Here is a 17,366-nt window from a genome sequence, read left to right on the forward strand (position 1 = left end):
CATTCAGAAAGGAGTTAGTCATGGCGGTATTCGCAACGCAACGTCTCTATATCGGCGGCGGGTACGTCGACGCCACCAGCGGCGAAACCTTCGACACGCTCGACCCCGCCACCGGCGAAACGCTCGCGAGCGTGCAGCAGGCGTCGGCGGCCGACGTCGATCGCGCCGTACGATCCGCGCAGGAAGGCCAACGCGAATGGGCCGCGCTCACGGCCATGCAGCGTTCGCGCATTCTGCGCCGCGCCGTCGAGCTTCTGCGCGAGCGCAACGACGAACTCGCCGCGCTCGAAACGCGCGACACCGGCAAGCCGATCGCGGAAACCCTCGCGGTGGATATCGTCACCGGCGCGGACGTGATCGAGTACTACGCGGGCCTCGCCACTGCGATCGAGGGACAGCAGATTCCGTTGCGGCCCACGTCGTTCGTCTATACGCGGCGCGAACCGCTGGGCGTTTGCGCGGGCATCGGCGCATGGAACTACCCGATCCAGATCGCGTGCTGGAAGTCGGCGCCCGCGCTTGCGGCCGGCAACGCGATGATCTTCAAGCCGAGCGAGATCACGCCGCTGTCGGCGCTGAAGCTCGCCGAGATCTATACCGAAGCCGGCGTGCCCGCAGGCGTGTTCAACGTCGTGCAAGGCGACGGACGCGTCGGCGCGATGCTCGCCGCGCATCCCGACATAGAGAAAATTTCGTTCACCGGCGGCGTGGAAACGGGCAAGAACGTGATGTCGATGGCGGGCGCTTCGTCGCTGAAAGAAGTGACGATGGAACTCGGCGGCAAGTCGCCCCTCCTCGTGTTCGACGACGCCAATCTCGAACGCGCAGCCGACATCGCGATGAGCGCCAACTTCTTCAGCTCCGGCCAGGTCTGCACCAACGGCACACGCGTATTCGTGCAACGCGGCGTGCTGGAGCGCTTCGAAGCGCTGGTGCTGGAACGCGTCAAGCGCATTCGCGTGGGCGCGCCCACCGACGCGGCCACCAACTTCGGGCCGCTGGTCAGCGCCGCGCAATTGCACAAGGTGCTGGGTTATATCGAAAGCGGCAAGCAGGAAGGCGCGCGGCTCGTGGCAGGCGGCAAGCGTCTCACCGAAGGCCACTTCGGTAACGGCCAGTATGTCGAGCCGACGGTTTTTGCCGACTGCCATGACGACATGCGCATCGTGCGCGAAGAAATCTTCGGGCCGGTGATGAGCATTCTCGTTTTCGACGACGAAGACGAAGCTATCGCGCGCGCGAACCACACCGCTTATGGGCTTGCCGCGGGCGTCGTGACCGAGAACCTGGCGCGCGCGCATCGCGTGATTCATCAGCTGGAAGCAGGCATCTGCTGGATCAACACGTGGGGCGAATCGCCCGCGGAAATGCCGGTGGGCGGCTACAAGCAATCGGGCGTGGGCCGCGAAAACGGCATCACCACGCTCGAGCACTACACGCGCATCAAGTCCGTGCAGGTCGAACTCGGCCCGTATCAACCGGTGTTTTAAGGAGAGCGCGCGATGGCTGCGAACGAATACGACTACATCATCGTGGGCGCGGGTTCGGCGGGCAACGTGCTCGCTTCGCGCCTCACCGAAGACGCGGACGTGACCGTGCTGCTGCTCGAAGCAGGCGGCCCCGACTACCGCTTCGACTTCCGTACGCAGATGCCGGCCGCGCTCGCCTTTCCGCTGCAAGGACGGCGCTACAACTGGGCGTACGAAACGGAGCCCGAGCCGCACATGAACAACCGGCGCATGGAATGCGGACGCGGCAAGGGGCTCGGCGGATCGTCGCTGATCAATGGCATGTGCTATATCCGCGGCAATGCGCTCGATTACGACGGCTGGGCCGCGCACGCCGGTCTGGAGAATTGGACCTATCTGGATTGTCTGCCGTATTTCCGCAAGGCCGAAACGCGCGATGCGGGCGCGAACGCCTATCACGGCGGCGACGGCCCGGTGCACGTGACCACCAGCAAGCCCGGCAATAATCCGCTCTTCGCCGCGATGGTCGAAGCCGGTGTGCAGGCCGGCTTTCCACGCACCGACGACCTGAACGGCTATCAACAGGAAGGCTTCGGCCCGATGGATCGCACGGTCACGGCGAACGGCCGGCGCGCCAGCACGGCGCGCGGTTATCTGGATCGCGCGAAAGCGCGGCCGAATCTCACCATCGTCACGCATGCCGTGACGGATCGCGTGCTGTTCTCCGGCAAGCGCGCGGTCGGCGTCGCGTATCTGCATCACGGCAATGCGGTGAATGCGCAGGCACGCCGCGAGGTGCTCGTGTGCAGCGGCGCGATCGCGTCGCCGCAGTTGCTGCAACGCTCGGGTGTGGGCCGCTCCACGTGGCTGCGCGAACTCGACGTGCCGCTCGTTCACGATCTGCCAGGTGTCGGCGAGAACCTGCAGGACCATCTGGAGATGTATATCCAGTACGAGTGCAAGGAGCCGGTTTCGCTTTATCCGGCGTTGCAGTGGTGGAATCAACCGGCTATCGGACTCGAATGGCTGGTCAAGGGCACGGGAATCGGCGCGAGCAATCAGTTCGAGGCAGGCGGCTTTATCCGCACGCGCGATGACGATCTGTGGCCGAACATTCAATATCACTTCCTGCCGGTCGCAATCAATTACAACGGTTCGAACGCCATCAAGATGCACGGCTTCCAGGCACACGTCGGTTCGATGCGCTCGCCGAGCCGCGGCCGCGTGAAGCTCACGTCGCGCGATCCGAACGCGCATCCGAGCATCCTGTTCAACTACATGGCCGATCCGCTCGACTGGCGCGAGTTCCGCGACGGCATCCGCATCACGCGCGAGATCATGCGGCAACCGGCGCTCGACCGTTATCGCGGCCGCGAACTGAATCCCGGCGCCGAACTGACCACCGACGAGCAACTCGACACGTTCGTGCGCATGCGCGCGGAGACGGCGTTTCATCCGTCGTGTTCATGCAAGATGGGGTACGACGATATGGCCGTGGTCGATAATGAGGGTCGCGTGCACGGCATGGAAGCGCTGCGCGTGGTGGACGCGTCGATCATGCCGCGCATCACGACCGGCAATCTGAACGCGCCGACCATCATGCTGGCCGAAAAAATCGCCGACCGGATTCGCGGACGCGAACCGCTGGCGCGGGTGGATACGCCCTACTTCGTGGCGAATGGCGTGGCGTCGAGAAAGCGGGAGACCGCGACGGTTTGACGTGACGCCGTTGTCCGCGCATAAGATTTTCTTTACCCGCGCGCAACTTATCCTCGATTGTCAGTGTCTGGCAAAAGCCGGATAGTGCGGCCTCAAGGCGTTTCAAAGAATCTTTTGGAGCGCCTCCGCCGACAGACAACCCAGGAAACGCGAGAGATGAAGTTCAAAGCCTTTAGCCTAACGGCAACCGTGGCCTTTGCGTTGAACGCTCCCATGAGCCACGCAGCCGATACCACGCAAGACAGCATTAAACGGACGGTCGACGCGGCGATCCAGCCGCTCATGGCGAAAGACGGTATTCATGGCATGGCGGTCGGTGTCATCGTCGAGGGCAAGCCTTATGTGTACAACTACGGCGTGGCGTCGACGGAAACCGGCAAGCCCGTAACGCGCGACACGCTGTTCGAACTCGGCTCGATCAGCAAGACCTTCACGGCGACGCTGGCTTCATATGCGCAGGTCAGCGGCGATCTTTCCCTGTCGGATACGACGAGCAAATATTTGCCCGTGCTTCAAGGCAGCCGGTTCGGCAACGTGAAGCTGGTCAACCTGGGCACGCATACGCCCGGTGGGCTGCCCTTGCAGGTGCCGGACGAAATCCATAACAACGACGAACTCATGCAGTATTTCAAGGCATGGCAGCCCAGTTGCGCCCCGGGCACGTGCCGGACTTACGCTAATCCCGGGATCGGCACGCTTGGATTGATTACCGCAAAGAGTATGGGGCAGGATTTCACGGCGTTGATGGAACAGCGCATGTTTCCTGCACTGGGTTTGAAGAACAGTTATATCGACGTACCGACAGCACGGATGCCGGACTACGCGCAAGGCTACAAGAAAGACGGTGCGCCGATCCGCATGGCACCCGGCGTGCTGTCCGCCGAAGCCTACGGCGTCAAATCCACCGCCGCCGACATGACGCGCTTCATGCAGGCCAACATGAATCTGCTCCCACTCGATGCAAAGTTGCAACGCGCGATCACGAATACGCACACCGGCTACTTCAAGGCAGGTGTGCTGACCCAGGATCTGATCTGGGAGCAATACGCGTATCCGGTCGCGCTGAAGACATTGCTGGCGGGCAATTCATCGGCGATGGTTTTAAAGGCGACGCCCGCGGTCGAGATCAAGCCGCCGCTCGCGCCTCGTTCAAACGTGTGGATCAACAAGACCGGTTCGACCAATGGGTTCGGCGCATATGTGGCTTTCGTGCCCGAGAAGCAGTTGGGCATTGTGCTGCTGGCCAACAAGAACTTCCCGAACGAGGATCGGGTGGCTGCTGCTTATAAGATTTTGACGGCGCTTGCTGACGCCGCGCATTGATGGGGGCGACGCGATCATGAATAGCTTGCGTTGCGTGCCGTTGATCGTTGCCGTCCTCATGAATCCGCCTTCGGCCAATTCCGGCGAAAAGGCACCCGACGCCAATGAGACCGTGGTGCTTCAACGCGTCCCCGTTCCGGGAACCGATCGCGAAATGGGCATGGGCATTGCCGAATTCCCGCCCAATGCCGTCAAGCCGAAGCACAAGGCGACCGGGCCGGAAGTCGCCTATGTGCTCGAAGGTGAAGTCACGGTGCAGGTCGAGGGGCGACCCGCGCAAGTGGTTCACGCCGGCGAGAGTTACCGGATGCCGGCGAACGCCGTTCACGTGACGAGCGCCGGACCCGCGGGCGCGAAAGTGTTGGCGACGTGGGCCTGGGTGCCTGGGAAGCCGTTTAATATTCGCGCTCGGAATTGAATTGGAAAATGAGGATCGGGGTGGCTGCCGCTCCCGTATCACGTTACCTATCCATTTTGATAGGTGTTATCGCACGCGCATCGCCTTCTATACTCGTCCCCGTTTTTGAGGAGGTGGAGAATGCCCGGTGCCAATGACAGCATGCGGATGAGTGCAGCCGGCTATGCAGCCTTACGATTCAACGAGGGCGTTGTGATGCGGTACTACACTGATGCGCCGGCGAACGGCAATTGCACATGGGGCATCGGTACGTTAGCTCACTAGGGGCCATCCATGCGCGAGTCCGCTCCATTCCGGCAGCCCGCGCAATGAAAGCCCGTCAGTTGGGCGCGGCCATCGCGCTGATTCTCTCGACCGGACTCGCTGGCGCGCAGCAGGGCGCGTCGGAGACAACACCGTCTGCGGCGGAATTCGCGGGCAAATGGGTGGTGACTGATGTCGTATCCTATTCCCCTGTCTCGGCGGGTATCCCTGAGGCGAGGCGGATCCTCGGGAAGGTTTTGACGATCTCGCCAACGCGTATCGAGTTCAATAACCAGAACTGCACGCCGCATAACGGCTTTGTGGTCAGTGAGGTGGACAGCGCCGCGAAGTTGAAAGAACTTTACGACGTCTACCCGCCGGATGTCGGCCTGCCTGCGCGCACCGCGTTGCTGGACAGCGCGAACTGTACGGCCGTTTTCCGCATGGCCGATAACCGTGTCGCATTCGGTTGGAACGGCGTCATGGTGCGCGCTATCCGCAGGCAATAGTCTTCACTCCCGCACCGGACTCAACCCCCCTCGCGCATCCGTCTCAACCGCCTCCGACACCAGCGTCTCGAGCGCCAACCCACGCGTCTCGATGCCCAAAAGCCACACCGCCGCCGCCGCGATCACAAAACACATCGCGCCGAGCGAGAACACGCCGCCCTGGCCGAACATCGGCAACACCACGCCCACCACATAAGGTCCGATCAGCGAACCCACGCGGCCGATCGCCGACGCGAAGCCCGAACCCGTCGCCCGCGCACCGGTTCCATACAGCTCCGGCGTGTAGGTGTACAGCACCGCCCACATCGCGAACAGAAAGAACTGCATTGCCAGCCCGGCGCAGATCAGCAAGGTCGGCGTCTGCGCGTGCAGCGCGGTTTGTCCATAGACGTAGACCATCACCGCGCTGCCCGCGAGCGACGCGATGCAAGTCGGCTTGCGCCCCCAACGTTCGACCAGCCACGCCGCGCAAATGAACCCGGGAATCCCGCCGAGCGAAATCAGCACCGTATACAGCACCGACTTCGTCACCGCAAAGCCAGCCTGCTGCATCAGCGCGCCGAGCCACGACGTCAGCCCATAGAAACCGAGCAGCGCGAAGAACCATAGCGTCCACACCATGATCGTGCGACGCCGGTAAGCCATGCTCCAGATCTCGCGGAACGCCCCCGTGCCCTTGGCGGCCGGCGGTTCTGCAAGCATGACGGGCGCGCGCAACTGGCTCAGCCCGGCCGCCTTCATCACCTTCACTTCGACCTCGGCGAGAATCTTGTCCGCTTCATGGAGGCGTCCGCGATGTTCGAGCCAGCGCGGCGACTCCGGCACGACGCGACGCACGATCAACACGAATACAGCAGGAATCGCGAGAAGCGCGAACTCCGTGCGCCAGCCGAACGCCGGCAAGACGAAGTACGACACCACGCCCGAGGTAATGAAGCCGAGCGGCCAGAAACCATCCATCAGCGCGATCAGACGGCCACGCGACGCAGCCGGCACGAACTCCGACAACAACGTCTGCGCGATCGGAAACTCCATGCCCATGCCGAAGCCAAGCAGCACGCGATAAAAGATCAACGCTTCCACGCTCTGCGCCGTCGAGCACAGATACGACGCGAGCCCCCACAACACCATGCTCCACTGAAACACAGGCCGCCGTCCGAAGCGATCCGCCAGCAATCCGGCGATTGCCGCGCCGATCACCATGCCGAAGAAACTCGCGCTGGCCACCAGCCCCGCCGTTGCGGTCGATAAGCCGAATTCCGTCTTGATCGAACCGAGCACGAAGGTCATCGTGCCGAGATCGACGGAATCGAAAAAGAACGCGATCGCAATGATGATAAAAATGGTCCGGTGATAACCGGAGAACGGCAGTCGTTCGAGTCGGGCAGCAGCGCTCGCGCGCGGCGGATAGGCGGTGGACATGTCATCCCCTGGTGGATGCGGCGCTTGCCGCGTGGATACTCCTGAGTGTTTTCAGTAGACGCCGACATAAATCGGCCACATAGAAGAAATACGTCATCGGGATGGAACGGGTGCGCCGCTCCATGCGCGGCGACGGCGGCGGCGATAGAGACGCTCAGGCCCGCAGACGCGCCCGCGCGGCGCCGGCAATGCGCGCGAGCGCATCCGCGCTCAACCGTGCGGCGATCCGTTCGACGTATTCATGATGACGCGCCTGCAACGGCGCGCCGAGTTGCTGCGCGAGGAGATAACGGATCAGCGCAATGCGCCGATGCCGCAGCACGATGCTCTGATCGAGCAGCGCGAGCGCGGCATGGGCATCGCCTTCGTGGCACGCGCGCTCGGTGAGGCGCGCGGTGGCTAGACGTGTCGACGTCATGGCGAATACCGAGGGATGAAACGCGCGAGCGGTTCGGACAGGACCGCTCGCCGCGCCTTACGACATCAGCGGCTCGGCTGCGTCGAGCATCATCTTCACGAAGTAGTCCGCGAAGCTGCGGCGCACGACGATATCGAAACTGCTCGCGCCGGTAGGCAGGAGTGTCATCGATGCCTTGAAATAATGGCTCTGCGCGCACTGCCCTTCGCCGAACAGCTTGGGATGCAGGTCGAGCGGGCAACCGCGCGACAGCACTTCACGCGTGCGCGTGCCGCTGATTTCGAGCACCGTATAGCCGCTGCCGATATCCACCGCCGAAGCGAACACGCCCGCGAACGCCGCGCCGAGTTTCGCCTGCAACGGCGCAGTGCGCGTCGCGTCGTGCCCGGTGGCCGAGCGCACCAGCCACTCGTCGGGACCGAGCCACATTACGTCGTAGCCGTTGCCGCGCGCCACCGTGTTCGCCTTTTCAGGCGGACGGCAGCCGAGCACGCTTTCAAAGGCGCGCACGAATGCGGCGTCACGCGTATCGCCGCGCACGTTCACGAGTTCCAGAAACGGCCGCTCGTTCAATCTGAACGCCGCGTTGGCCGTCGCCTGATGCTTTTTCAGCAGCGCGTCCGTGCCGACCAGCGGCGACTCCTGCCATACGCCGGTCTGTTTGCCGACAGCACGATCCACGACCGACGCCGTCCCTCTCGTTTCATTCCACATGTTGACGTGCTCCTTCGCTGTCGTAGAACACCGAACTGGTGACCTTCGCTGCAATCTGTTTGCCGCTCGAAAGCGGAATCGTGACCGTTTCGCCGATCTTGTCGAGACCGCCCTTGACGACCGCCATCGCGATCGAGCGCTTCAGGATCGGGCTGTAGTAGCTCGACGTGACATGGCCGAGCATCGCCGCCGTCTCGCCCTGGAATGGACCCGCGACGATCTGCGAGCCTTCCGGTATCACGAACGACGGGTCGTCCGAGAGCAGGCCGACCAGTTGCTTGCGCCCTGCCTTCGCGGTGTCCGAGCGGGTCAGCGAACGCTTGCCGAGAAAGTCCTTCGACTTCGCGACGAGCCCGCCCATGCCGAGGTCGTACGGCGTCATCGAGCCGTCCGTATCCTGGCCGACGATGATGTAGCCCTTCTCCGCCCGCAGCACGTGCATGGTTTCGGTGCCGTACGGCGTGATGTCGAACTCCGCGCCCGCCGCCATCAACGCTTCCCACACCGCGCGCCCGACGTTCGCCGGCACGTTCACTTCATAAGCCAGTTCGCCCGAGAAGCTGATGCGCATCACACGCGAAGCCGCGCCCGCCACCGTGCCTTCGCGATAGCTCATGAACGGGAACGCCGCGTGTGCGAAGTCGATGTCCTGGCAGACCTTCTGCAGTACCTTGCGGCTGTTCGGACCGACCACGGCGAAGGTCGCCCAATGATCCGTCACCGACGCGAGCCGCACGCGCATGTCCGGCCATTCGGTCTGCAGCCAGCGTTCGAGCCACGTCAGCACGCGCGCCGCGCCGCCGGTGGTGGTCGTCATCATGTAGTGCTGGTCGGCGAGGCGCACGGTCACGCCGTCGTCGAAGATCATGCCGTTCTCGTCGAGCATCAGGCCGTAGCGGCACTTGCCGACCTCCAGCTTGCTCCACGGATTCGTGTAGACCCAGTTGAGGAGCTTCGCCGAATCGGGGCCCTGTATGTCGATCTTGCCGAGCGTGGAAGCATCGAGAATGCCGACACTCGTGCGCACCGCGAGCGATTCGCGCGCTACTGCCGCGTGCATGTCTTCGCCCGCTTTCGGGTAGTACCACGGACGCTTCCAGTTGCCCACGTCCTCGAAAGCCGCGCCGTTTTCCACATGCCATTCGTGCACCGCCGTCTTGCGCACCGGATCGAGAAACTCGCCCAGCTCGCGGCCGGCGAACGTGCCGAAGGTGACGGGCGTGTAGTTCGGACGGAAGGTCGTGGTGCCGGTCTCGGGAATCGTCTTGCCGAGCGCCTGCGCGAGAATCGCCATGCCGTTGATGTTGCCGAGCTTGCCCTGGTCGGTGCCGAAACCCATCGCCGTATAGCGCTTCACGTGCTCGACCGATTCGAAGCCCTCGCGCGCCGCGAGAAAAATGTCCGCGGCCGACACGTCGTTCTGGAAATCGATGAACTGCTTCGGCCCGCGCGTCGCCATCTCACGGCCGCCGACCAGCCAGAGCGGCTGCATCTTCGCTTCCGTGATCTCGGCCACCTGCACCGGATTCGGCCGCGCGACAATGAAGCCCGCCGCGCGCGCCGCGTCGATGCCGGCATCGACTGCAAAGCGGATGCCCTGACCCAAGGTAAAGTCGCCCGCGCATGCGCCGACGCTCGTCTCCGGCTGCATCGCCTTGCCCGGCACGAAGCAGGCCTTCTCGTCATGCCAGTGCGCCTTGCCGCCCGATTGCGCGAACAGATGCAGCACCGGGCTCCAGCCGCCGGACATGGCGAGCAGATCGCAGGCGAGCTCGCTCTGCTTCGCACCGACCTGTCCGTTCGAATACGACGCGAGATCCACCGACGCCACACGCAGTTTGCCGTGCGCCGCCGTGATCACGACACCGTTCATCACCTTGACGCCGTAGCGGCGTGCCAAAGCGGGCAGCGTGCCCTTCGATTCGCTCGCGCGCGGATCGACCACTGTCACCTGGGCGCCGGCTGCTTTCAGATCGAGCGCGCATTGATAGCCGTCGTCGTTATTGGTGAACACCACCGCGTTGCGGCCCGGCAGCACCGCATAGCGATGCAGATAGGTCGATACGGCCGATGCCAGCATCACGCCCGGCAGATCGTTGTTGCCGAACACGATGGGACGCTCGTGCGCGCCGGTCGCGAGAATCACGCGTTTCGCGCGAATCTTCCACATCAGTTCGCGCGTGCCCTTGCGCTGCGACACCGGCAAATGTTCGGTGAGCCGCTGCGTCACCGTCACGAGGTTGTGGTCCTGATAGCCGAATGCCGTGCTGCGGCACAGGATCTTCACTTCGGGCATCTGCCGCAGTTCGTCTTCGATCTTCTGCACCCAGTACAGTGCGGGCTTGCCGTCGATCTCCGCGCGGCACGACAGCAGCGAGCCGCCGAGTTCCGGCTGATCGTCGACCAGCGTCACGCGCGCGCCGGACAATGCCGCAGCGTGTGCAGCCGCGAGGCCGGTCGGGCCGCCGCCCACCACCAGCACGTCGCAATGCGCAAAGCACTTGTCGTAGCGATCCGCGTCCGTGTGTTCCGGCGCCTTGCCGAGACCGGCGGCGTCGCGGATCACTTCTTCGTATTTCGGCCAGAATTTGCGCGGCCACATGAAGGTCTTGTAGTAGAAGCCGGCCGGAATGAAGCGCGCGAACTTCTGGTTGACCGCCATGCGGTCTTTCTCGATGCTCGGCTTCGCGTTCACGCTGGTGGCGACCAGTCCTTGATACAACTCGACCTCAGTCGCGCGTGCATTCGGCACCGTGTACGCGCCGGTTTCGAGTTGCACGACCGCATTCGGTTCTTCCACGCCCGCCGTGACGATGCCGCGCGGCCGATGATATTTCCAGCTGCGCGCGACGAAATGCTCGCCGTTCGCGAGCAGCGCCGATGCCAGCGTGTCGCCGTGATAGCCCTGGTACTGCCGGCCGTTGAAGGTGAACGTCAGCGGCTGGGCGCGATTGATGCGGCCACCGTTGGGGAGTCGGTCTTTCTGGCTCATGATGCCTTGCCCTCTTGTGCCTTGTTTTGTGCCGTGCTTTGCGTGTTAGCCTCGGCGCTGTCCATGGCGAGCAACGGACGCTCGAACGTCTCGTAGCCCTGGATCTCGTAGCTCACCGTGTCGCGCTGCGCCTTGAACCAGCGGCGGCAGCCTTGCGTGTGCATCCATTGCTCGCGATGCACGCCGCGCGGGTTCTTGCGCATGAACAGGTAGTCGCCCCATTCCTTGTCTGTGAGTTTGTCGGTGTCGAGCGGACGGGCAATGTCCGCTTCGCCGCCGCAGGAAAATTCGGTTTCGGCGCGCGGCCCGCACCACGGACATTCGATCAATAGCATTGGTTTTTCCTCGTCGCAGTGCGTGGCGTTAGTGGGCAACAGCGGCGGCGCCGTGTTCGTCGATCAGGTGGCCGGTATAGAAACGCTCCAGCGAGAAAGCCGCGTTCAACGGATGCGGCTCATCCTTCGCAATGGTGTGCGCGTACGCCCATCCGGAACCCGGCGTCGCCTTGAAACCACCCGTGCCCCAGCCGCAGTTGAAGTACAGCCCTTTCACGTCGGTCTTGCTGATGATCGGGCACGCATCCGGCGAGACATCCACGATGCCGCCCCACTGGCGGTTCATCCGCACTCGTGAGAACACCGGGAACATTTCGACAATGGCCTCAAGCGTGCCTTCGATAATCTGGAAACTGCCGCGCTGTCCAAAACCCGTGTACTGGTCCACGCCCGCGCCGATCACCAGATCGCCCTTGTCGGACTGGCTGATGTACGCGTGCACCGCGTTAGACATCACCACCGTGTTGACCACCGGCTTGATCGGTTCCGACACCAGCGCCTGCAACGGATGGCTCTCCAGCGGCAGCCGCACGCCGGCCATGTCGGCAAGCGTCGAGGTATTGCCCGCCGCCACGATCGCGACTTTCTTCGCCTTGATGAAACCTTTCGTGGTGTCCACGCCAGTCACCTGGCTGCCGTTGCGGCGAATGCCCGTGACCTGGCAGTTCTGCACGATATCGACGCCGGCCTGATCCGCGCCGCGCGCGAAGCCCCAGGCCACCGCATCGTGACGCGCCACGCCGCCGCGCCGCTGAATCGACGCGCCGAGCACCGGATAGCGGCTATTCAGGTTGATGGTCGGCTCGATTTCCTTGATCTGCGCAGGCGTCAGAAATTCGGCGTCCACGCCGTTCAGCCGGTTCGCATTCACGCGGCGCTCGGTGTCGCGCACGTCCTGCAGCGTATGCGCGAGGTTCATCACGCCGCGCTGGCTGAACATGACGTTGTAGTTCAGGTCCTGCGAGAGCCCTTCCCACAGTTTCATCGCTTTCTCATAGAGCGCAGCCGACTCGTCCCACAGATAGTTCGAGCGCACAATGGTCGTATTGCGCGCCGTATTGCCACCGCCGATCCAGCCCTTCTCCAGGACAGCGACATTGCGCACGCCATGTTCCTTGGCGAGGTAGTACGCGGTGGCAAGACCGTGCCCGCCGCCGCCGACGATCACGACGTCGTATTCACGTTTGGGCTCGGGACTCTTCCACTGTCGCTCCCAGTTCTCGTGATACGACATCCCGTTGCGCAACAGGCTGAATATCGAATAGCGGCTCATCGTTGATCCTTGTGGGTACTGTGCTGAATGCTGACGCTGGTGCTGATGCTGCCTCTCAGGTTCCTGCTTTACTATTTGCGGCTTTCCCTGCGTTACTTCGCGATTCCGTTCTCAACACTCGATGACGTTGACGGCCAACCCGCCGCGCGACGTCTCCTTGTATTTCGTCTTCATGTCCGCGCCGGTTTCGCGCATGGTTTTGATCACATTGTCGAGCGACACGTAATGCTGGCCGTCGCCCTTCATCGCCATGCGCGCGGCGTTCAACGCCTTGATCGCGCCCATTGCGTTGCGTTCGATGCACGGAATCTGCACGAGTCCGCCGACCGGATCGCAGGTCATGCCGAGGTTGTGTTCCATGCCGATTTCGGCGGCGTTTTCGACTTGCGTCGGCGTGCCGCCCATCACGGCGGCGAGCGCCGCGGCAGCCATCGAGCAGGCCACGCCGACTTCGCCCTGGCAGCCCACTTCGGCGCCCGAGATCGATGCCGTTTCCTTGTAGATGATGCCGATCGCCGCGGCCGTCAGCAGGAAGTTGACGATGCCCTCGTCGTTCGACGCATGCATGAACTTCACGTAGTAGTGCAGCACGGCGGGAATCACACCGGCCGCGCCATTGGTCGGAGCGGTGACGACGCGCCCGCCCGCTGCGTTCTCTTCGTTGACGGCCATTGCGTAGAGGTTGACCCAGTCGAGCATGGAGAGCGGATCGCGCAGCGACTCTTCCGAGCGCGAACGCAATTGCCCGCACAGATCGGCCGCGCGGCGCTTCACGTGCATCGGACCGGGCAACTCGCCGCGCACCTTGCAGCCGCGCTCGACGCACGCCGACATGGTGCGCCAGATTGCCAGCAAGCCTTCGCGCACTTCCTGTTCAGGACGCGCCGCGCATTCGTTGCGCAAGGTGATCTGAGCGATCGACAATCCGCTTTCGCGGCAGACGCGCATCAGATCGTCGCCGGTACGAAACGGATATGGCACTTCGGCGCCGGCGCGCACACCGTTCACACGATCGCCTTCGCGATTCACCACGAAGCCGCCGCCGACCGAGTAATACTCTTTCTCCACCAGCAGCTGGCCGTTTTCGTCGAAAGCCTGAAAGCGCATGCCGTTCGGATGCACGATGCCCGAACCCGGCGCACCCGGCATCAGCTTGCGGAAAAAGCCCAGATGCTCGCGCTCGTCGAATTTGACCGGGTGCTTGCCGAGCAGCACCAGTTGTTTTGTCGCGCGGATCGCTTGCAGGCGCGGCTCGATCAGGTCCGGGTCGATGGAATCGGGCAGATTGCCTTCGAGTCCCAACAGCACCGCTTTGTCCGTGCCGTGCCCCTTGCCGGTCGCGCCGAGCGAGCCGAACAGGTCGACCTTCACGCCGCGCACGAAGCCGAGCAGATTGGCGTCTTCGATATGCGAAGCGAAGCGGCATGCAGCGATCATCGGCCCCACGGTGTGCGAGCTTGAAGGACCGATACCGATCTTGAACAGATCGAAGACGCTGACGTTCATGGCGTGCCTTGTGCGTTGCGATGCTTTGGGTGGATTGGCCTCTATTGCAGCGCAGGTCAAATTGAACCGATAGAATAAAAACGGCATGGCAGTGGGATAGTGGCGTCAATGGACGCGCCGGCAAAGGTCCGCGGCGTATTTACGAAGACTTCTGACGTATTTGCGACATGCGCCCGGCTTGTGGCTAGCGATGCTGACGATGCCTGCGACGCAGCGCCGGTCGTGCCGCCGTACGGCCCGACGCGGCAGACGCCGTCCCCGGTGCTATGCTTGATCCAACCCTTTCGCTCGCTCGCTGGCTGCATGCATGAATTCCGCTGAACCGCTTCCCCCTCGATCGATCGACGGCACCTCCAGGCAGCGCATTCGCTTCGGCATCATCCTGTTGCCGAACTTCACGCTGACGGCGTTTTCGGGTTTCGTCGACCTGCTGCGCCTGTCCGCGGACGAAGGCGATTTCAGCAAGCCCGTGCGCTGTTCGTGGAGCGTGATAGGGGAAACCCTCGCTCCGGTGCGCGCGAGTTGCGGCATCCAGATCACGCCGTGGGAAACGTTCGACGGCGCCGAGCCGTTCGATTACGTCGTGGTGGTCGGCGGCCTGCTGCATTCCGGACCGGCCGCGAACGACGCGACGCTCGCTTTCATCCGCCGCGCCGCCGCCACCGATGCGACGCTCGTCGGCATGTGCACGGGCGTGTTTTCGTTGATGCGCGCGGGCGTGCTCGACGGTTACCGCATTTGCGTGAGCTGGTTTCACTACTGGGATTTCATCGAGCGTTTTCCGTCGGTGAACGAGGAAGCGCTGATCGCGGACCGGCTGTTCGTGATCGACCGACGGCGCATTACGTGTTCCGGCGGACGCGCGTCGATCGACGTGGCCGCCGCGATCCTGTTGCGTCATTTTGAAACCGCTACGGTGCAGAAGGCACTGCGTATTTTGCTCGTCGATGATATGCAGAAAGGCAACGCGCCGCAGCCGCATCCGCCGGGGCTCGCGCCGGCCACGCATCCCAAGGTCAAGCGCGCGATTCTGCTGATGGAGCAGCATGTCGGGCGCTCGCTGTCGCTCGATGAGCTTGCGGGGAAGCTCGATCTCTCGCCGCGTCAGTTGGAACGGCTTTTTAAAGCGGAAACGGGCAAGGCGCCGCAGGCTTACGCGAAGCAGGTGCGGTTGCGCACCGCCGCGTGGTTGTTGACGAGTTCGGATAAGACAGTGGCGGATATTGCGTCGAGTTGCGGGTTTTCCGATGCTTCGCATCTGGGCCGCGAATTCCGCAAGCAATTCGGTTTGCCGCCGATGATGTATCGCGAGCAGCGTGGCACGGCGGCGGGAGCTGAGGATAGTGGGGATTATGATGAGACGTTTCCGGGGCGGGCGCAGGCGATTTGAAGTTCGCGATGCGACGTAGCTTTGTCAGCTACTCTTTCGGCGCGTGTCCGAATCTGTCGATCGGGACACGCTCGCGCGGCGAAAAATCAAAAACTCAACGCGGGTTCTCGTAAAACCCGAAACGTTGCCGAGCAAATTTCATGACATCCGGAGGACCACCGAGAACACCGGTTCCGCCGTCCCATCCTCGATCGGCGTAGAAGAACCATTCCCCCGAAATCGGCAAGATTGCATACTGCTCCGAATAAACACCGATCGCATCAGCCGGACTGTCGCCAGGGTCCTTCATCAGTATTTCGAAGAAATCGTCGTCGGAATGTTGCGGCTCGACTATGAATCCCGGGTACTTGCCGAAATGCATATTGAAGTAGCTGAACGGGTCCGGATTGAGAACCACAACAGCGAACTCTCCGATTCCGTTGAACGCCGCAATGCTCCGGATAAGGTCGTGGAAAACCTGCGTCCCGAGGTTAGATGAGTCGTAATGCAACAACTCCGAGGCCGGGGTGACGGCAACTCGTCCCATACACTCGCACGCACGCCGCCAAAGCGGTGTGAATATTTCGAGGTCTTTAATGTGGTCTATGTTGCTCATCAGCTCTCACAGATCACCTGCGAATGATCTTGCGCAGGCTTGGGCGCAAACGTGGGATGCGGAAACGGAGCGGAGTGTCGCATCGTTTCCGCTTTGGCTGACTTCCAGATCTATCGCAAGCTATTCAACGATTCTGAACCCTTCGCCAGGTTGGAGAAAAAACGGATAAAAGCTCCGGGCAAACTCAATAATATTGGGCGGCCCTGTCAGCACGCCCATTTCCCATTTTCTGTCCGCGTACATGAACCATGTTCCGGGTGTCGGCAGAACCGCATAACGCTCGGAATTGGCCCATAAACAATCTGCCGGGCTGTCGCCCGGGTCCAGTTGCCAGGATTCGAAGAAATCGTCATCGGATTGTTCGGAAAGATGCACGAAGCCCGGGTACTTTTGAAAGTGAAAGTTAAAATAGGTGAAAGGGTCCGGCTTCAGCACCAAACTGACAAAGTCGCTCGCACCTTCGAAGGCCAGCAACGCTCGTATAAGTTCAAAAAATTTCTGTGTCGATATATCGATCGAATCAAAATAGAGTAGCTCGGCTGGCAAGGCTGAAGACAGCCGTTGCACCTTTGCAGTTGCACGGCTCCACAGTAAAAGAAAAATCGCTGAATCAGCGATGAAGTCTCGTTTGGTTGTAGTTGACATACGAATTATTCGGCGGTGAGTGAACATGGGAATGCTCCAGTCCCGCAGAACTGGAGCATTCAACATGAGACCGCCTGCTAATCAACGATTTTGAAGTCCACGCCAGGTCGCACAATGTCGCGAGCTAGAGTAGCGCGGGCGAATTCATTGGCCTCTGCGTTTACAACGAAAGCCGCTACCTCCTTCGAATCGTCCCCGTACGCTATCCAATTGCCGGATCGAGGCAAAACTATGTAAGCCCAAGCGTTAAATGCGAGCGCGTCGGCAGGACTGCCACCCGGGTCCGCCTGCAGCATGCCGCAATAGTCGGCTTCATTGTCTGTCGGTTGAAAGATGATCGCCGGACACCTGGAAAAGTGGTGGAAAAAGTATCCGACTGGGTCTGGGTGCAATCG

The 17,366-nt window shown here is 62.2% G+C and carries 15 protein-coding genes; 6 read left to right on the plus strand and 9 right to left on the minus strand.

The features are described 5' to 3' along the window. Nucleotides 1–20 precede the first annotated feature (20 nt). The 5 genes from betB (at nucleotide 21) to B0G71_RS23315 (ending at nucleotide 5,681) form a co-directional block, all read left to right on the plus strand. The gene (betB, locus tag B0G71_RS23290; RefSeq protein WP_116144516.1) at nucleotides 21–1,490 is read left to right on the plus strand and encodes a betaine-aldehyde dehydrogenase; all 1,470 of its coding nucleotides are present in this window, start codon (nucleotides 21–23) and stop codon (nucleotides 1,488–1,490) included. A gap of 12 nt (nucleotides 1,491–1,502) precedes the next feature. Continuing rightward, the gene (gene betA / locus B0G71_RS23295) at nucleotides 1,503–3,188 is read left to right on the plus strand and encodes a choline dehydrogenase (RefSeq protein WP_116144518.1); all 1,686 of its coding nucleotides are present in this window, start codon (nucleotides 1,503–1,505) and stop codon (nucleotides 3,186–3,188) included. 156 nt (nucleotides 3,189–3,344) lie between these two features. Continuing rightward, nucleotides 3,345–4,511, plus strand: coding sequence for a class C beta-lactamase (gene ampC, locus B0G71_RS23300; protein WP_116144520.1), 1,167 nt, complete (start codon nucleotides 3,345–3,347; stop codon nucleotides 4,509–4,511). Further along, nucleotides 4,492–4,929, plus strand: a complete 438-nt coding sequence (locus B0G71_RS23305; RefSeq protein ID WP_258875647.1) for a cupin domain-containing protein — start codon at nucleotides 4,492–4,494, stop codon at nucleotides 4,927–4,929. Before ampC ends, B0G71_RS23305 begins: the two co-directional genes overlap by 20 nt. 323 nt (nucleotides 4,930–5,252) lie before the next feature. Continuing rightward, the gene (locus tag B0G71_RS23315) at nucleotides 5,253–5,681 is read left to right on the plus strand and encodes a hypothetical protein (protein WP_258875648.1); all 429 of its coding nucleotides are present in this window, start codon (nucleotides 5,253–5,255) and stop codon (nucleotides 5,679–5,681) included. Nucleotides 5,682–5,684: 3 nt separating this feature from the next. Here the strand turns inward: B0G71_RS23315 and B0G71_RS23320 are convergent, their stop codons facing one another. The 7 genes from B0G71_RS23320 to B0G71_RS23350 all read right to left on the minus strand — a co-directional run bounded on the left by B0G71_RS23320 (nucleotide 5,685) and on the right by B0G71_RS23350 (nucleotide 14,341). Beyond that, nucleotides 5,685–7,103: an MFS transporter gene (locus B0G71_RS23320; RefSeq protein ID WP_116144524.1), complete on the minus strand. Its 1,419-nt coding sequence runs from the start codon at nucleotides 7,101–7,103 to the stop codon at nucleotides 5,685–5,687. A 154-nt stretch (nucleotides 7,104–7,257) separates the two neighbouring features. Then, the gene (locus B0G71_RS23325) at nucleotides 7,258–7,521 is read right to left on the minus strand and encodes a hypothetical protein (RefSeq protein WP_116121511.1); all 264 of its coding nucleotides are present in this window, start codon (nucleotides 7,519–7,521) and stop codon (nucleotides 7,258–7,260) included. Nucleotides 7,522–7,578: 57 nt separating this feature from the next. Beyond that, nucleotides 7,579–8,235 (minus strand): sarcosine oxidase subunit gamma, encoded by a 657-nt coding sequence (locus B0G71_RS23330; RefSeq protein WP_116144526.1) that lies wholly within the window; start codon nucleotides 8,233–8,235, stop codon nucleotides 7,579–7,581. Further along, nucleotides 8,225–11,227, minus strand: coding sequence for a sarcosine oxidase subunit alpha family protein (locus tag B0G71_RS23335; protein ID WP_116144528.1), 3,003 nt, complete (start codon nucleotides 11,225–11,227; stop codon nucleotides 8,225–8,227). Before B0G71_RS23335 ends, B0G71_RS23330 begins: the two co-directional genes overlap by 11 nt. Then, nucleotides 11,224–11,562 carry a sarcosine oxidase subunit delta gene (locus B0G71_RS23340; RefSeq protein ID WP_116144530.1) on the minus strand — a complete coding sequence of 113 codons (339 nt, stop codon included), beginning with the start codon at nucleotides 11,560–11,562 and terminating at the stop codon, nucleotides 11,224–11,226. Before B0G71_RS23340 ends, B0G71_RS23335 begins: the two co-directional genes overlap by 4 nt. Before the next feature lie 28 nt (nucleotides 11,563–11,590). Further along, a complete protein-coding gene (locus tag B0G71_RS23345; RefSeq protein WP_106280856.1) occupies nucleotides 11,591–12,835 on the minus strand; it encodes a sarcosine oxidase subunit beta family protein in 1,245 nt (414 codons plus the stop codon). A 111-nt stretch (nucleotides 12,836–12,946) separates the two neighbouring features. Continuing rightward, nucleotides 12,947–14,341, minus strand: coding sequence for an L-serine ammonia-lyase (locus B0G71_RS23350; protein WP_116144532.1), 1,395 nt, complete (start codon nucleotides 14,339–14,341; stop codon nucleotides 12,947–12,949). A gap of 307 nt (nucleotides 14,342–14,648) precedes the next feature. On the opposite strand from B0G71_RS23350, the gene B0G71_RS23355 reads away from it, so the two are divergent. Next, on the plus strand, nucleotides 14,649–15,731 hold the full coding sequence (locus tag B0G71_RS23355) for a GlxA family transcriptional regulator (RefSeq protein WP_116144534.1): 1,083 nt from the start codon (nucleotides 14,649–14,651) through the stop codon (nucleotides 15,729–15,731). Between the two features lie 94 nt (nucleotides 15,732–15,825). Here B0G71_RS23355 and B0G71_RS23360 read toward each other — a convergent pair whose 3' ends face one another. After that, nucleotides 15,826–16,326, minus strand: a complete 501-nt coding sequence (locus tag B0G71_RS23360; protein WP_116144536.1) for a hypothetical protein — start codon at nucleotides 16,324–16,326, stop codon at nucleotides 15,826–15,828. A 120-nt stretch (nucleotides 16,327–16,446) separates the two neighbouring features. Continuing rightward, a complete protein-coding gene (locus B0G71_RS23365) occupies nucleotides 16,447–16,998 on the minus strand; it encodes a hypothetical protein (RefSeq protein ID WP_258875649.1) in 552 nt (183 codons plus the stop codon). Nucleotides 16,999–17,366: the final 368 nt, after the last annotated feature.

It is taken from the genome of Paraburkholderia sp. BL27I4N3, from assembly GCF_003386115.1.
GTDB lineage: Bacteria > Pseudomonadota > Gammaproteobacteria > Burkholderiales > Burkholderiaceae > Paraburkholderia.

What these genes read in the sequence shown, in the direction of transcription:
- B0G71_RS23365 (WP_258875649.1), bottom strand. Translation starts at nt 16,998, where the DNA reads ATGTTCACTCACCGCCGAATAATTCGTATGTCAACTACAACCAAACGA.
- B0G71_RS23340 (WP_116144530.1), bottom strand. Translation starts at nt 11,562, where the DNA reads ATGCTATTGATCGAATGTCCGTGGTGCGGGCCGCGCGCCGAAACCGAA.
- B0G71_RS23355 (WP_116144534.1), top strand. Translation starts at nt 14,649, where the DNA reads ATGAATTCCGCTGAACCGCTTCCCCCTCGATCGATCGACGGCACCTCC.
- B0G71_RS23330 (WP_116144526.1), bottom strand. Translation starts at nt 8,235, where the DNA reads ATGTGGAATGAAACGAGAGGGACGGCGTCGGTCGTGGATCGTGCTGTC.
- betA (WP_116144518.1), top strand. Translation starts at nt 1,503, where the DNA reads ATGGCTGCGAACGAATACGACTACATCATCGTGGGCGCGGGTTCGGCG.
- ampC (WP_116144520.1), top strand. Translation starts at nt 3,345, where the DNA reads ATGAAGTTCAAAGCCTTTAGCCTAACGGCAACCGTGGCCTTTGCGTTG.
- betB (WP_116144516.1), top strand. Translation starts at nt 21, where the DNA reads ATGGCGGTATTCGCAACGCAACGTCTCTATATCGGCGGCGGGTACGTC.
- B0G71_RS23325 (WP_116121511.1), bottom strand. Translation starts at nt 7,521, where the DNA reads ATGACGTCGACACGTCTAGCCACCGCGCGCCTCACCGAGCGCGCGTGC.
- B0G71_RS23360 (WP_116144536.1), bottom strand. Translation starts at nt 16,326, where the DNA reads ATGAGCAACATAGACCACATTAAAGACCTCGAAATATTCACACCGCTT.
- B0G71_RS23350 (WP_116144532.1), bottom strand. Translation starts at nt 14,341, where the DNA reads ATGAACGTCAGCGTCTTCGATCTGTTCAAGATCGGTATCGGTCCTTCA.
- B0G71_RS23335 (WP_116144528.1), bottom strand. Translation starts at nt 11,227, where the DNA reads ATGAGCCAGAAAGACCGACTCCCCAACGGTGGCCGCATCAATCGCGCC.
- B0G71_RS23345 (WP_106280856.1), bottom strand. Translation starts at nt 12,835, where the DNA reads ATGAGCCGCTATTCGATATTCAGCCTGTTGCGCAACGGGATGTCGTAT.
- B0G71_RS23320 (WP_116144524.1), bottom strand. Translation starts at nt 7,103, where the DNA reads ATGTCCACCGCCTATCCGCCGCGCGCGAGCGCTGCTGCCCGACTCGAA.